10 protein-coding genes and 1 tRNA gene are annotated in these 15,155 nt (G+C 71.2%); 8 read left to right on the top strand and 3 right to left on the bottom strand.

Annotated elements, in window-relative coordinates:
- Window positions 1–76: 76 nt before the first annotated feature.
- Complete coding sequence (gene nudC / locus DEJ04_RS04105) at window positions 77–1,012, top strand: NAD(+) diphosphatase (protein ID WP_111046325.1); 936 nt, start codon at window positions 77–79, stop codon at window positions 1,010–1,012.
- Window positions 1,009–2,775 (top strand): ATP-dependent helicase, encoded by a 1,767-nt coding sequence (locus DEJ04_RS04110; protein WP_181433046.1) that lies wholly within the window; start codon window positions 1,009–1,011, stop codon window positions 2,773–2,775. The genes nudC and DEJ04_RS04110 overlap by 4 nt, the downstream gene beginning before the upstream one ends.
- Here DEJ04_RS04110 and DEJ04_RS04115 read toward each other — a convergent pair.
- Together DEJ04_RS04115 and DEJ04_RS04120 are read right to left on the bottom strand one after the other, a co-directional pair.
- Window positions 2,666–3,523, bottom strand: a complete 858-nt coding sequence (locus DEJ04_RS04115; RefSeq protein ID WP_111046326.1) for a TOMM precursor leader peptide-binding protein — start codon at window positions 3,521–3,523, stop codon at window positions 2,666–2,668. The genes DEJ04_RS04110 and DEJ04_RS04115 overlap by 110 nt on opposite strands.
- Before the next feature lie 60 nt (window positions 3,524–3,583).
- Complete coding sequence (locus tag DEJ04_RS04120; RefSeq protein WP_084741096.1) at window positions 3,584–5,002, bottom strand: zinc-dependent metalloprotease; 1,419 nt, start codon at window positions 5,000–5,002, stop codon at window positions 3,584–3,586.
- Window positions 5,003–5,154: 152 nt separating this feature from the next.
- On the opposite strand from DEJ04_RS04120, the gene DEJ04_RS04125 reads away from it, so the two are divergent.
- The 4 genes from DEJ04_RS04125 to DEJ04_RS04140 all read left to right on the top strand — a co-directional run bounded on the left by DEJ04_RS04125 (window position 5,155) and on the right by DEJ04_RS04140 (window position 10,547).
- Window positions 5,155–6,264: a PDZ domain-containing protein gene (locus tag DEJ04_RS04125; RefSeq protein ID WP_111029540.1), complete on the top strand. Its 1,110-nt coding sequence runs from the start codon at window positions 5,155–5,157 to the stop codon at window positions 6,262–6,264.
- A gap of 165 nt (window positions 6,265–6,429) precedes the next feature.
- Window positions 6,430–9,414 (top strand): UPF0182 family protein, encoded by a 2,985-nt coding sequence (locus DEJ04_RS04130; protein ID WP_181437730.1) that lies wholly within the window; start codon window positions 6,430–6,432, stop codon window positions 9,412–9,414.
- 63 nt (window positions 9,415–9,477) lie between these two features.
- Window positions 9,478–9,554 (top strand) — tRNA-Met (locus tag DEJ04_RS04135).
- Window positions 9,555–9,707: 153 nt separating this feature from the next.
- The gene (locus DEJ04_RS04140; protein ID WP_111046327.1) at window positions 9,708–10,547 is read left to right on the top strand and encodes a carbon-nitrogen hydrolase family protein; all 840 of its coding nucleotides are present in this window, start codon (window positions 9,708–9,710) and stop codon (window positions 10,545–10,547) included.
- A 32-nt stretch (window positions 10,548–10,579) separates the two neighbouring features.
- Here DEJ04_RS04140 and DEJ04_RS04145 read toward each other — a convergent pair whose 3' ends face one another.
- Entirely contained in the window at window positions 10,580–11,788 is a 1,209-nt protein-coding gene (locus DEJ04_RS04145; protein WP_111046328.1) for an aminotransferase class I/II-fold pyridoxal phosphate-dependent enzyme, read from the bottom strand.
- Window positions 11,789–11,979: 191 nt separating this feature from the next.
- Between DEJ04_RS04145 and DEJ04_RS04150 the strand changes: the two genes are divergently transcribed.
- Together DEJ04_RS04150 and DEJ04_RS04155 are read left to right on the top strand one after the other, a co-directional pair.
- Complete coding sequence (locus DEJ04_RS04150; RefSeq protein ID WP_258371307.1) at window positions 11,980–13,926, top strand: S1C family serine protease; 1,947 nt, start codon at window positions 11,980–11,982, stop codon at window positions 13,924–13,926.
- 182 nt (window positions 13,927–14,108) lie between these two features.
- Window positions 14,109–15,152: a glycosyltransferase family 2 protein gene (locus DEJ04_RS04155; RefSeq protein WP_071405450.1), complete on the top strand. Its 1,044-nt coding sequence runs from the start codon at window positions 14,109–14,111 to the stop codon at window positions 15,150–15,152.
- The last annotated feature ends 3 nt before the right edge of the window (window positions 15,153–15,155 follow it).

Consider the following 15,155-nt stretch of genomic DNA (forward strand, 5'->3'; position numbering starts at 1 on the left):
CCACGCTGTTCGGCGGCCCGCACGCCCACCGCACGTCTCCTGCACGTCCGCACCCGATCCGAGGAGCTCTCCCGCCGTGACCGTCGAGTTCGCCGCCCGGCTCCCGCTCTCCCGCAACGAACTCGACCGCGACGCCGAGTTCCGCACGACCGACGACGTCGAGCGTGTCCTGCGCGAGGACGAGCACACCCGGTACCTGCCGGTGCGCGGTGCCGAGATGCTCCGGAACGCCGACGGCACCCTGCGCTTCGTGACCGCGACGGAGATCCCGGTCGACACCGTGACCCTGTACCTCGGCCGTGCGGTGTCGGACGCCGCCGATGCCCCGGCGGGTACCCGCTTCGTCGCCGCCCTGATCGACAGCGCGACGGCCACCGCCATCGAACCCGACGACGACGCCTGGCAGAGCCTCCGGATGTTCGGCACCGAGCTCTCGCCGCGTGACCAGGGCCTGGCGGTCGAAGCCGTCGCGATGGCCAACTGGCACGCCGTGCACGGCTTCTCGCCGCGCACCGGGTCGCCCACCGCCGTCGTGACCGGCGGATGGGTCCGCCGCGACCCCGAGGGGCACGACCTCTTCCCGCGCACGGACGCGGCGATCATCGTCGGGGTCGTCGACGCCGACGACCGGATCCTGCTCGGTTCCAACGCCGCGTGGGACGCCGACCGGTACTCGCTGCTGGCCGGGTTCGTCGAGCCGGGGGAGTCGTTGGAGGACGCCGTCCGCCGCGAGGTCTGGGAAGAGTCGGGCGTCCGTGTCGAGGAGCCCGAGTACCTCGGCTCGCAGCCGTGGCCGTTCCCGGCGTCGCTGATGGTGGGCTTCCGTGCCCGCGCGGCCGGCGGCGACCCGACGACCGCCCGCCCCGACGGCGTGGAGATCCTGGACGTCCGGTGGTTCTCGCGCGACGAGATCCGCGAGCGCGCCGGCGACACCCTGCTGCTGCCGGGACGCACCTCGATCGCCCGCGCCATCATCGAGGAGTGGTACGGCGGGCCGCTGGACCTGCCGTGAGCGTCACCGGTCCGCGCGGTGCAACGGGTGCCGGGGCAGTCGAGCCCCGGCCGCCGTCGCCCGACGAACTGCTCGCCGCGCTCGATGCCGAGCAGCGGACGGTCGCCCGCACCCTGCTCGGTCCGGTCGCGGTGCTCGCCGGCGCCGGAACGGGAAAGACCCGCGCGATCACGCACCGGATCGCCTACGGCGTCGCCACCGGGACCTACGCGCCGAACCACGTCCTCGCGCTGACGTTCACGACCCGTGCCGCGGGCGAACTGCGGTCGCGCCTGCGCGCGCTGGGGGCCGGGACGGTCCAGGCGCGCACCTTCCACGCAGCCGCGATGGCGCAGCTCAGCTACTTCTGGCCGGACACCGTCGGCGGGCACGCCCCCAAGATCGTCGAGTCCAAGGGTCGGATGATCGCCCACGCCGCGGACACGGTCGGCATGAACGTCGACACCCCGGTGCTCCGCGACCTGGCCGCCGAGGTCGAGTGGCGCAAGGTGCAGATGCTGTCGCTCGACGAGTACGAGGCCGCCGCCGCCGACCGGGTGATGCCGCGCGACACCACGCCGCGCCGGGTCATCGACCTGATGAAGGCGTACGAGCGACTGAAGGACGACCGGCGGCAGTTGGACTTCGAGGACGTCCTGCTGGCGACCCTCGGCATGGTCGAGTCCGAGCCCCGCGTGGCGTCGTACGTGCGGCAGCAGTACCGGTTCTTCGTCGTCGACGAGTACCAGGACGTCTCGCCCGTGCAGCACGACCTGCTGCGGGCCTGGCTGGGCGGCCGTGACGACCTGTGCGTCGTCGGCGACGCCAGTCAGACCATCTACTCGTTCGCCGGCGCCTCGAGCGACTACCTGCTCGGGTTCGGGTCGGAGTTCCCGCGCGGGTCGGTCCTGCGCCTCGAGCGGAACTACCGCTCCACCCGCGAGGTCGTGTCCGCGGCGAACACGCTGATGCGCGGCCAGCCCGGCGCGCTCGACCTGGTGGCCCAGAGCCAGGAACCGGGCCCGGAACCGGTCGTGCTGGCCTGCGTCCACGACGGTGACGAGGCACAGACCATCGCCCGGCGCATCGCCGAGCTCGTCGGGGCCGGAGCGTCCTACGGGGACTGCGCCGTGCTCTTCCGCGTCGGGGCGCAGTCCGCTGCGCTCGAGTCCGCGCTCGGCCGGAACGGCATCCCCTACCGCGTGCAGGGCGGGACCCGGTTCTTCAACCGCCCGGAGGTCAAGCTCGCCGTCCACCACATGCGCGGCGAGGCGATCCGGCAGACCGACGACGAGCTGACCCGACGGGTCCGGCTGGTGCTGCAGGTCAGCGGCTGGACGGAGACGCCGCCGGAGGGCACCGGCGCAGTCCGCGAGCAGTGGGAAGCGCTGCAGGCGATCATGGGCCTGGCCGAGGACGCCCCCGCGGGTACGACGATGCAGCAGTTCACCCAGGACCTGGTGGACCGTGCGGCGACGCACCACGAGCCCGAGGTCGACGCCGTCACGCTCGCGACGCTGCACTCGTCGAAGGGTCTGGAGTGGCCGCACGTGGTCATCGCCGGCGCCGCCGAGGGGCTCCTGCCGATCTCGCACGCGTCGACCGACACCGAGGTGGACGAGGAACGACGCCTGTTCTACGTCGGGCTGACGCGCGCCCGCCGTTCCGTCACGATCACGTGGTCGCAACAGGGCTCCACGCGTGGGGGAGCCCGGGCTCCGAGTCGGTTCCTGGCAGCGCTCGGCACGCGCACCGCGGATGGGGCCGGACCGGCGAACGGCTGACCGACAGGTCGTCGCGCTCGAAGACGAGCTGGTCGGGGTCGGCTCGTTGCGTCCGGAGCGGGAGTCGCTCCAGCAGCATCCGCGTCGTGGCAGCGGCCACCGCCGCCGCCCGCCACGGGGACAGCGGTGTCGGGTGCCGCCCCCACACCTGGGCGGCGATGGCCGGCCAGGCCGGGTCGTCGTCGACGCGTGCGTACTCAGCACACTGGAGGCACGGCCCGGCCCCCGGCACGACGAACGGACCGAGACGGACGCGTCCGTCGCCGACGACGACCGCCAGGTGCGGCACACCCCGGCGGGTCCACGCGGCGCGGAGCGCCGGGTCGACGACGTGGTCGGCCACCACCACGGCCAGGCGTGGTTCGGGCTCGGGCAGCACGATCGGCCCTCCGGCGGGCGCGGTGGTGCGGCTGACCGTCACGCCTTCGCCGGACAGGAACGTCGCCACGGCGTCGGCGAGGACACCGGCGCCGTGCACCTCGATGCGTTCGAGCGGCTCGGGCAGGACCTCGACCACCGCGGGCGACGCGGCACCGAGCACCCCGGCAGCACGTTCCGGGGAACACCCCGACGCTGCCGCGAGCCCGGACAGCACGTCGTGCCCGGTCTCGCGTCGCAGACCGTTGAGGAACCGTTCTTCCCCCGTGGTGGGCACCGCGACGACGGCGCGTGGAGGATCGACCCCGAGCTGGACCGTGGCGGGGTCACGCCAGACGAACTCGAGCGTCGGATCGATGCGGATGCCCATGACCCCACGGTGCCGGAGTGTGCGGCTCGCGTGGGGTCACAAGAGGGATCTGTGGAGAACTCAGCGGGGCTGGTCGCCCGTGTCGTTCCCGGGTTCGTCGCCCGCTCCACCCTCGGTGTCGTCGGCCACGCGGCCGGATTCGTCCTCGTGCGGACGTGCACCGGTCGAGTCGTTCAGCAGGTCCTCGAGGGCCTTGTCGAACGCGTCGTCCTCGTCGGTCTGGGACGGGTTCCGCAGCCGTGCGACGAGGGCATCGGGTGCGTCGACGTCGTCCGAGGTCGGCACCAGGTCGAAGTGCGACCAGAGGGCGTCACGCTGTTCGGCGCCGAGCTCGTCGGTCACCCGCTGCCACATCGCGGCGGCTTCACGCAGACGACGCGGACGCAGCTCGAGGCCGACGAGTGTCGCGAACGCCGACTCGGCCGGGCCGCCGGCCGCACGGCGACGGCGCACCATCTCGGCGATCGCTCCGGCCTTGGGGAGACGGACCGTGGCCGCGGCGGTGACCGTGTCCACCCAGCCCTCGACCAGGGCGAGCATCGTCTCGAGTCGGGCGAGCGCGGCGTCCTGCTCGGCGGTCCGCGGCGGGATGAGGGCACCCGAGGCGAGTGCGTCGCGCAGCTGCTCCTGGTTGGTCGGGTCGATGTCGGCCGCGAGTTCCTCGACGCGGTCGAAGGGGATGTGGATGCCCCGCGCGTAGTCCGTGATGGACGAGATGATGTGCAGCCGGAGCCACCGTGCCGACCGGAAGAGCCGGGCGTGGGCGAGTTCGCGGACCGCGAGGTAGATGCGGACCTCGTCCTCGGAGACGTCGAGGCCCTCGGCGAACTCGGCGACGTTCTGGGGCAGGAGCGCTGCGACCTGCTCGTCGAGGAGCGGCACGCCGACGTCACCGCCGGAGACGACCTCCTTCGACAGCTGCCCGACGACCTGGCCGAGCTGGATCGCGAACAGTGCCCCGCCGATGCCGCGCATCGCCTTCGAGACGTCGCCGAGCATCGCCTTGAGCTGCTCGGGAGCACGCTGGTCGATCGCCTCGGTCAGGGCATCGGCGATGCTGAAGGCCACCGGCTCGGCGATCTGCGTCCACACCGGGACGGTCGCCTTGGCCCACTGCTCACGCGTGTAGAGACTCGGGGTCGCGGTCAGCTCGGCGACGGTCGTGACCTCGTCGAGCCACAGCGCGGCGACCTGGAACGCCTGGTCGGCCGCCTGCGAGGTGGCCGGGTCGACGGGGTGGCCGCCGTCCCGAGCGATCGCGCTGGCGCGTTCCGCGGTGGCCGAGAAGTCGATGCCGTCACCGCCGGACTGCGCGGCACGCTGGAGCTGGCTCATCAGGTTCGCCACGGAGGCCGGGTCGTTCGGCAGACCGGCGGCACCGGCGAGCTGCGACGGGTCGATCTGCCCCTCGCCCGAGAGCAGCTTGCGCAGCATCTCCTGGAAGTCGTCGTCCGGCCCCGGCTGTGGTTCATCAGGCATGCCGACTACGCTAATCGCTGCTCACGGGGCCGCACCTGGGATGCCCCCGTGGGAACGCCCGAAGCGCTGCGCCCAGGGCGAACAGCCCCGTCGCGAGACGCGGGCGACCACCCTGCCGCCAGGCGCGGGTGCCCACCTCGGAAGGACCCCGCGTGACCCTCTTCGCCCCCGCGCCCCGTCGTCGCTCGCGTGCCCGGACCGTCGGTTGGGCGTTCCTGATCGGCGCGGTCGTGCTGGGACTGCTGGCGAGCCTGCTGCCCAGCCCGTACCTCATCGAGGTCCCCGGGCCGGTCTACAACACGATCGGCACCCAGGAGCAGGGGACGGGCAAGGACGCGAAGGACGTCAAGCTCATCCAGGTGTCCGGCCACGAGACGTACCCGACGGCCGGCGCCCTCGACATGCTCACCGTCGGCATCCAGGGCGACGCCACGAACCGCCCGTCGTGGACCAGCGTGATCCGCGCGATCTTCACCAGGTCGCAGGCGGTGATCCCGGTCGAGGCGATCTACCCGAGCGGCACCACGACCGAGCAGGTGAACGAGCAGGACTCCGCCGACATGCAGGCGTCGCAGCAGTCAGCCGTCGCCGCCGCGCTCATCCAGCAGGGGAACGACCTGCCCACGGAACTCGAGGTCAGCGCCGTGCAGGAGGGCTCAGCGGCCGACGGCACGATCGAGAAGGGCGATGTCATCACGGCGTTCGACGGCAAGTCGCTCACGACCAACGCCGACGCAGTGAGCCTGCGCGAAGCCGTCGCGCAGCACGGCACCTCGAGCCCCGCGACCGTCACCGTCGAACGGGACGGCGCGACGAAGGACGTCCGGGTGACGCCGCGCAGCGAGCAGGGCACGGCGCTGCTCGGGGTCGGCGTCACCGAGCGCTACGAGTTCCCCTTCAAGGTGTCGATCCGCCTGCAGGACGTCGGCGGTCCGTCCGCCGGCATGATGTTCGCGCTCGGGATCATCGACGAGATCACGCCGGGCAAGCTGAACGGCGGCAAGCACGTCGCGGGCACCGGCACGATCACGGCGGCCGGCGAGGTCGGCCCCATCGGCGGGATCCGGCAGAAGCTCTACGGTGCCGCGGACGCGGGCGCCACGGTGTTCCTCGCCCCCGCGGACAACTGCGACGAGGTCGTCGGGCACGTGCCGGACGGGCTCGACGTCTACAGCGTCTCCACGCTCGACCAGGCCGTCACCGACCTGCAGACGATCGCCGACGGCGGGAGCACCGCGAAGCTCGCTCGCTGCGGGTCCTGACCCGGTCCTGAGCCCCCGTACAGGTTCACGCTCGGTCCGGTCCCATAGGATCAGTGTCACTGACGGCCCGCCGCGAGCCGGGCCCGCCGGTCCGACACGTCTGGAGCACATCAAGTGACGACAACCTCGTCCACCTCGGGGCGGCGTTCGCCGCGGGTCCCCATCGTGGTCACGATCATCGTGCTGGCCGCACTGGTGATCGCCTTCTTCATCTTCGCCAGCCTGTACACCGACTACGCGTGGTTCGCGCAGCTCGGGTTCCAGCAGGTCCTCACCACCCGGTGGATCGCCGGGACCCTGATGTTCCTGGCGGGCTTCCTCGGCATGGCGGTCCCGGTCTTCGTGAGCATCGCGCTCGCGTTCCGGTTCCGGCCGGTCTACGCGAAGCTCAACTCGCAGCTCGACCGCTACCAGCAGGTCATCGAGCCGCTGCGGCGCGCCGTGATGATCGGCATCCCCGTGGTCCTCGGCATCTTCGCCGGGCTCTCGACCGCGGGCCGCTGGAGCATGGTCCTCGAGTACTTCAACCGCACGCCGTTCGGCAAGACCGACCCGCAGTTCGGACTGGACATCGGGTTCTACGTGTTCGAGCTGCCGTTCTGGCGCTCGATCGTGGCCTACTCGTCGGCCGTCGTCCTCATCGCCGGCCTCGCCGCGCTCGCTGCGAGCTACCTCTACGGTGCGCTCCGCTTCGGTGGTCGCGAGGTCCGGATCTCCCGTGCCGCGCGCATCCAGCTGGCGGTCACGGCGGCGCTCTACATCGCGCTGCAGGCCGTCAGCCTCTGGCTCGACCAGTACGCGGCGCTGACGAAGTCGAACTCGCTCATCACCGGTGCCCAGTACACCGACGTCAACGCGGTCATCCCCGGCCGCGAGATCATGGCGGGCATCGCGGCGATCGTCGCGCTGCTCTTCATCGTCACGGCGGTCATCGGCCGCTGGCGCATCTCGATCGTCGGCACGGGCCTGCTGCTCGTCGCCGCGATCGTCGTCGGCGGCATCTACCCGTGGGTCGTCCAGCGTCTGCAGGTGAAGCCCTCGGAGCGCACCTTCGAGTCCGCCTACATCGAGCGGAACATCAAGGCCACGCGAGACGCCTACGGTGTCGCCGGCGTCGAGGAACAGAACTACGACGCCACGACCGAGACGAGCTCGGGTGCGCTCGCGAAGGACGCGCAGACGACGGCGAACATCCGCCTCATCGACCCGAAGATCGTCTCCGACACGTTCAGCCAGCTGCAGCAGTACCGGCAGTACTACCAGTTCCCGAAGGAGCTGGACGTCGACCGCTACGACGTCAAGGGCGAGACCGAGGACACCGTCATCGCCGTGCGAGACATCGACCTCGCCGGGCTCAGCTCGGCCGCGAACACGCAGTACAACCGGGCGTTCGTCTACACCCACGGCTACGGCGTCACCGCGGCCTACGGCAACCAGCGCGCGAGCGACGGCAAGCCGGTGTTCCTCGAGTCCGGCATCCCGTCGAACGGTGCACTGGGTGACTTCCAGCAGCGCGTGTACTTCGGTGAGACCTCGCCGCCCTACTCGATCGTCGGTGCGCCGAAGGGCACGAAGGACGTGGAGCTCGACTACCCGTCCGGTTCCGACGACGACAACGGCGGCAACGCGACCACCACCTACGCCGGCGACGGCGGTCCGAGCCTCGGCAACTTCTTCAACCGGCTCGTCTACGCCGCGAAGTTCCAGTCGGAGCAGATCCTGCTCTCGAACGCGGTGAACAAGGACTCGCAGATCCTCTACGACCGCGACCCGATCACCCGCGTGCAGAAGGCGGCGCCGTACCTGACCGTCGACAGCGACGCCTACCCGGCGATCGTCGACCACCGCATCCAGTGGGTGGTGGACGGCTACACGACGAGCGACGCGTACCCGTACTCGCAGAGCCAGAGCCTGTCGGACAGCATCGCCGGCGCCGAGTCCTCGACGTACCGCACCGACCAGGTGAACTACATCCGGAACTCGGTGAAGGCCACCGTCGACGCCTACACGGGCAAGGTGACGCTGTACACGTGGGACACGAAGGACCCGGTCCTGAAGACGTGGCAGAAGATCTTCCCGACGTCGATGAAGCCGGTGTCGAGCATGAGCGCCGAGCTCCTCGACCACGTGCGGTACCCGACGGACCTGTTCAAGGTGCAGCGCTCGATCCTCGGGACGTACCACGTCACCAACGCCAACTCGTTCTACTCGGGCGACGATGCGTGGAACACCCCGCAGGAACCGACCAGCACGGCGACGTCGGACAGTGACGCCGACACCGCGGCGACGTCGACGAACGCACTCGGCGCGCAGACGACGACGACCGCCAACAGGGCGAACCTGCAAGACCCGTACTACCTGACGATGAAGGTGCCGGGGCAGGGGACGGCGTACTCGCTGTACACGACCTACATCCCGCAGCAGTCGGCCGGGGCGAACAACCGCAACGTGCTGACCGGCTACCTGGCGGTGAACTCCGACGCGGGTGGTGCCGGCAAGGGCGAGAAGGCGTCGGGTTACGGCAAACTCACGCTGTTGACGATGCCGAAGACCGACAACATCCCGGGCCCCGGACAGGTGCAGAGCCTCTTCAACGGTGACTCGACCGTGTCGCAGGAGCTCAACATCCTGAAGCGGGGCAACTCGACCGTGAAGCAGGGCAACCTGCTCACGCTCCCGGTCGGCGGTGGGTTCCTCTACGTGCAGCCCGTCTACGTCCAGTCGACCTCGAGTGGTTCGTACCCGCTGCTGCAGAAGGTCCTCGTGGCCTTCGGCGACAAGATCGCGTTCGAGGACACCCTCGACGAAGCCCTGAACTCGCTGTTCGGCGGCGACTCCGGCGCGGCGGCCGGCGACTCCGGCGCGAGCGGCAGCGGTTCCGGTTCCGGTTCCGACAGCGGGTCCGGCTCCGACACGGGGTCCGGTTCCGACACGGGTTCCTCGGGCTCCGGATCGACCGGATCGACTGGCTCGACGGGTTCCGGCTCGACCGACAACGACGCCCTGCAGGAGGCCCTGGCCGACGCCAAGGCAGCCCTGCAGGACCGCCAGGAGGCCTACGCCGACAACGACCTGGTCGCCGCGGCGGAAGCCGACCAGCGCCTCCAGGACGCGATCGAGGCCGCCACGGCAGCCGAGAACGGCAACTGACACACCGTGGCGGGGCACTCGATTTGTGTCCCGCCACGGCCCCGTGTAGGCTTCTAAACGTGCCGCGGGGTGGAGCAGTTCGGTAGCTCGCTGGGCTCATAACCCAGAGGTCGTAGGTTCAAATCCTGCCCCCGCAACCAAGCGTCACATGAAGGCCCCGGTCCAACAGGACCGGGGCCTTCTTCGTGTCCCCGACGCGAGACGCGAGACGCGAGACGCCCGGCGCAGGACGCCCGGCGCAGGACGCCCAGCCGCAGGCCCGCCCGCCGCAGGCCCCCGGGTACGCTCGCCCCATGGCCACCCTCACGATCGCGGCGGCGCAGTTCGCCCCCGTGAACGACCCCGTCGCCAACCTCGACACCGTGCGCACCGCCGCCGTCGACGCGGCGGCCCGTGGCGCGGATCTCCTGATCACGCCGGAGTACACCTCGTACTTCACCGCCGACATCGACGATCGCTTCGTGGCGGCCGCGCAGCCCCTGGACGGTCCGTTCGTCTCCGGCCTGCGCGACATCGCCCGCGAAACGGGCATCGCCCTGGTCGTCGGGGTCGCCGAGTCGGCAGGCACGCCGGAGCGCTTCCGGAACACCCTGGTCGCGGTGCTCCCGTCGGGCGACCTGGCGGCGACGTACCGGAAGGTCCACCTCTACGACGCCTTCGGCTCGCGGGAGTCGGACCGCATCGAGTCCGGCGACCCGCAGCAGCTGCCGGTCTTCGACCTCGGCGGGGTCCGTGTCGGGCTCGAGACCTGTTACGACCTGCGATTCCCCGAGGTCACGCGACGGCTCGCCGCTCCCGAGACCGGCGCGGCCGACGTCGTCGTCCTCCCGGCGGAGTGGGTGCGCGGCCCCGGCAAGGAGCACCACTGGCGCACGCTCCTCACCGCCCGCGCGATCGAGAACACCGTCTGGGTCGTCGGGGTCGGGCAGACGCCGCCGATCGGGATCGGCGGCTCGGTCGTCCTCGACCCGTCGGGCGTGGCGGTCGCCTCGGCCGGCGCTTCGCCGACCACGCTCACCGCCACGATCGACACCACCGTCACCGACGCCGTCCGGCGGGTGAACCCGTCGCTGTCGCTGCGGCGGTACGACGTCGCACTGCGCCCCCTGCCTGGAGGCCCGGGGCAGCCCTGACGCGTCGGTCGCGTCCCCGACGCGGTCGCGTCTCAGGCGCCGGGGCGCGCTCCGAGGGTCGCCAGGCGTGCGGCGGCGTCCTCCAGGACACTCCGGCGCTTGCAGAACGCGAAGCGCACCAGGGACCGGTAGCCGGCGACCCGGTCCGGGCGGACGAATGCCGAGACCGGCACGCCCGCGACACCGGCCAACGCGGGCAGTTCGAGGCAGAACGCACGGGCGTCGTCGTACCCGAGCGGCGCGGCGTCGGCGAGCACGAAGTACCCGCCGTCGGGCCGCATCACGTCGAAGCCCGCCGCCGTCAGTCCGTCGGCGAGCAGTTCGTGCTTCGCGCGCAGGTCGGCGGCGATGCCGGTGAAGACCGCGTCGGGCAGGCGGAGTCCCACGGCGACGGCCGGTTGGAAGGGCGCGCCGTTCACGAAGGTCAGGTACTGCTTCACCGTCGTGATCGCGTCGACGAGTGCCGGGGGAGCGGTGAGCCAGCCGACCTTCCACCCGGTCGTGTTGAAGGTCTTGCCCGCGCTCGACACCGACACCGTCCGCTCGGCGGCGCCGGGCAGGGTCGCGATGGGCGTGTGCGGGACGTCGAACGTCAGGTGTTCGTAGACCTCGTCCGTGATGATCACCGCGTCGCGCTCGGTGGCCAGGTCGACGATCGTCTGCAGCACCTCGGTGGGCAGGACCCGGCCGGTCGGGTTGTGCGGGGTGTTCACGAGCACGGCGCGGGTGCGGTCGGTGAAGGCCGCGCGGAGCGTGCGCTCGTCGGGCAGGAAGTCGGGCGCGGTGAGCGGGACTGTGACGTGCACCCCGCCGGCCAGCCGGATGAGCGCGCCGTAGGCGTCGTAGAACGGCTCGAAGGTGATCACCTCGTCACCGGGTTCGACCAGCGCGAGGACCGTGGCGGCCAGCCCCTCGGTGGCACCGGCGGTGACGAGGACCTCGCGGTCGGGGTCCACCTCGAGCCCGTACCACCGCTGCTGGTGCTCGGCGATCGCCGCCCGCAGGTCAGGGGTGCCCCGGCCCGGCGGGTACTGGTTCACGCCGTCGCGGATCGCCTGCACCGCGGCCTCGAGCACCTCGGCCGGCCCGTCCTCGTCGGGGAAGCCCTGCCCCAGGTTGACCGCGCCGGTGCTGGCGGCGAGGGCGCTCATCTCGGCGAACACCGTCGGTGCGGGGACCCCGTCCGGTCCCAGCAGCATCGCTCCGTCGGCGGCTCGCAGCCACGGTCCTGCCTGGCGCATGTGGTTCCCTCCCGTGCGGGCGACGACGTGTCGCGCTGAACGGACCCCAACCTAGCTGTCCGTCCCGCGGCGGACCGGGCCACCGTGTACAGCGCACGCATAAGATCGCCAGGGGTGGCTCGCAGCCTCGCCAGAAGGACCGCTCAGGTGCTTGCGACAGACTGCACGAGCTTGAAAGGAGCACGTCCAGCATGACCGACACCACGCCCAGCGGGCAGGGCGACGACCGCCGTCCGGACGATGCGGCTCCGCCTGCCGCCAGTGAGGACGCCGCAGCAGCGGCCACGAGAGGGAACACGTCGATGCCGAACGACTCCGACCAGCCGGACGAGACCCCTCGCCCGAACCAGAACCAGAACCAGAACCAGAACGACGAGACGACCCCGGACCACACGGACGTGATCCCGTCGTCGACGGACCACCCGACCGACCGCTACACCGCGCCGTACCCCGCCGTCTCGGGCGACTCCTCGGGTGCGCAGCAGGGCGGCTACGGCCAGCAGACGTCGCCGTACGGCCAGCAGTCGCCGCAGAGCCAGAACCCGTACGGCCAGCAGCCCCAGCAGAGCCAGAACCCGTACGGCCAGCAGTCGCAGTACGGGCAGCAGACGCCGCAGGCCCAGAACCCGTACGGCCAGCAGCCCCAGAACCCCTACGGCCAGCAGAGCCAGTACGGCCAGCAGCCCCAGAACCCCTACGGCCAGCAGTCCCAGTACGGCCAGCCGGGCGGCGAACGCCCCCGCTACGGCGAGTACGCCCAGCCGACGTCCTCGACCGCTCCGAGCTCGTCCTCCGAGTACGCGAACGCGTCCGCGCAGGCCCCGCAGTCGGCCACGAGCGGCTTCGGTGACGTCGACGGCGCGAACCAGCGCAACGGTCACTACTTCAGCGACGACGCCTCGGGCGCCGCGGCGACCACGACGACCAAGGACCGCTCGGGCCGCAGCAAGCTGCTCCTGCCGGTCATCGCCGCGGTCATCGCCGGTGGTCTGGTCGGCGGCGGTGCCGGTTGGGCCGTCTCCTCGGGCAACGACGGTGGCAGCGTGGTGTCCTCCGGTTCGTCGCAGGGCGGCAACCTGACCGTCAACGACTACGACTCCGCCACCGTGGTCACGGCCGTCGCGGCACAGGCGACCCCGTCCGTCGTCACGATCAACGTGTCCGCGAGCAACGAGGCCGGCACCGGTTCCGGCGTGGTGATGAGCAAGGACGGCTACATCGTCACGAACACCCACGTGGTCACCCTCGACGGCGACAGCTCGAACGGCCGGATCACCGTCACGACCTCGAACGGCAAGATCTACGCGGGCAAGCTGATCGGTACCGACCCGACGGTCGACCTCGCGGTCATCAAGATCGATGCGACGGACCTCAAGCCGATGGAGTTCGCGGACTCGTCCAAGCTCAACGTGGGCGACACCGCGGTCGCGATCGGCGCGCCCCTGGGCCTGTCGAACACCGTCACCGACGGCATCGTCTCGACGCTAAACCGCAGCATCCAGGTCACCTCGAGCGCGCCCAGCGAGGGCGGCGACTCGAACGAGGGCGGCAACGGCGGCTCGGGTCCCTTCGACTTCTGGGGCAACGGGGACAACGGCAGCAGCTCGTCCGCGAACACCACCGTCTCGCTCCCGGTCATCCAGACCGACGCATCGATCAACCCGGGCAACTCCGGCGGTGCGCTGCTCGATTCGAAGGGCCGACTGATCGGCATCAACGTGGCGATCGCCTCGGCCGGCAGCTCGTCGTCGTCGGAGTCGGCCGCCGGCAGCATCGGCGTCGGCTTCTCGATCCCGGCCAACCTGGTCAAGCGGGTCGCGAACGAGATCAAGGACAACGGCTCGGCGACCCACGGTCTCCTCGGCGCGACGGTCGGCGACGCCACCGAGGACGCCAGCGCCACCCAGGTCGGCGCCCTCATCAAGTCGGTGTCCAACGGCGGTGCCGCGGCGAAGGCCGGTCTGCAGAAGGGCGACGTCGTCACGAAGATCGGTTCGGCGTCGGTCTCCGACGCCACCGACCTGACCGCGCAGGTGCGCTTCTTCGCGGGTGGCGCCTCGACGACGATCAGCTTCGTCCGCGACGGCCAGACCCGCCAGGCCGACGTGAAGCTGGGGACGTTCGACAGCAAGGGCTGACGCCACCACACGACGGACAGGAGGCCCGGGGCACGACGTGCGCCGGGCCTCCAGTCCGTCACGGGGCGCGTCCCGCGCCGACGCAGGTGGGCGGTTCGGCCTCTTGATAGGCTCATGGTCGCTCTGCGGGGCGGCACCGCCCCGGTGCGTCCCGTGCCGCCAGCCAGCACCCCGAGGTACGCATGCAGTCAGACGGACAGCCCCTGCCGGGCGTCTCGTACGTGATGCCCGTGCTCAACGAGGTCACCGAGGTCCGGGCCGCCGTCGGCAGCCTGCTCGACCAGGACTACACGGGCCCGTTCGAGGTCATCCTCGCGCTCGGGCCGTCGATCGACGGCACGAACGAGCTCGTCGCCGAGATGAGCGCTGCCGACCCCCGGATCCGCGCGATCGACAACCCCGTCGGGTCGACGCCCGCCGGGCTGAACGTCGCGATCCGTGCGTCCGTGCACCCCGTCGTCATCCGGGTCGACGCGCACTCGGTCCTGCCGACCGACTACACGCGGATCGCGGTGCACACGCTCCTCGAGTCCGGAGCGGACAACGTCGGCGGCATCATGCGCGCAGAGGGCCGGACCCCCTTCGAGCGGGCCGTCGCCCTGGCGTACGGCAGCCGTGTCGGGCTCGGTGGCACGCCGCACCACGTCGGCGGCACCGCGGGCCCGGCCGAGACCGCCTACCTCGGTGTGTTCCGACGCGAGCGGCTGTTCGACGTCGGACTCTTCGACGAGGGCATCAAGCGCGGACAGGACTGGGAACTCAACCGGCGGCTGCGCCAGACCGGTGGGACCGTCTGGTTCACGCCCGAACTCGTCGTCACGTACCGCCCGCGGCCGAGCCTGAAGCGCCTGGTGCGCCAGTTCGTCGCCACCGGGCTCTGGCGCGGCGAGCTCGCCCGTCGGTTCCCGGCGAACAACGGCCTGCGCTACTTCGTGCCGCCGGCCATGGTGGCGGCGATGGCGCTGGGCATCGTCGCCGGGCTCGTCGGCATCGTCGGCGCCGTGCTCGGCACCCCGCTCGCCTGGGCGCTGCTCGGGTTCGTGGTGCCCGTCGTCTACCTGCTCTTCGTCGTCCTGGGGTCGATCGCCGTGGCGCGCCGCTCCGGGCTGCCGACGCTCCTCTGGCTGCTCGTCGTGCTGCCCTGCATCCACGTGGGCTGGGGGCTCGGGTTCATCATCGGGTTCCTGACCCGCACGTCCGAGCTGACCACCCACACGGGACGGTGACCG

Origin of the sequence: Curtobacterium sp. MCLR17_044, assembly GCF_003234435.1 — a bacterium.
GTDB lineage: Bacteria > Actinomycetota > Actinomycetes > Actinomycetales > Microbacteriaceae > Curtobacterium > Curtobacterium flaccumfaciens.

Coding starts and splice junctions, on each gene's coding strand:
- DEJ04_RS04145 (WP_111046328.1), bottom strand. CDS start 11,788: ATGCGCCAGGCAGGACCGTGGCTGCGAGCCGCCGACGGAGCGATGCTG.
- DEJ04_RS04120 (WP_084741096.1), bottom strand. CDS start 5,002: ATGCCTGATGAACCACAGCCGGGGCCGGACGACGACTTCCAGGAGATG.
- DEJ04_RS04155 (WP_071405450.1), top strand. CDS start 14,109: ATGCAGTCAGACGGACAGCCCCTGCCGGGCGTCTCGTACGTGATGCCC.
- DEJ04_RS04150 (WP_258371307.1), top strand. CDS start 11,980: ATGACCGACACCACGCCCAGCGGGCAGGGCGACGACCGCCGTCCGGAC.
- DEJ04_RS04115 (WP_111046326.1), bottom strand. CDS start 3,523: ATGGGCATCCGCATCGATCCGACGCTCGAGTTCGTCTGGCGTGACCCC.
- DEJ04_RS04140 (WP_111046327.1), top strand. CDS start 9,708: ATGGCCACCCTCACGATCGCGGCGGCGCAGTTCGCCCCCGTGAACGAC.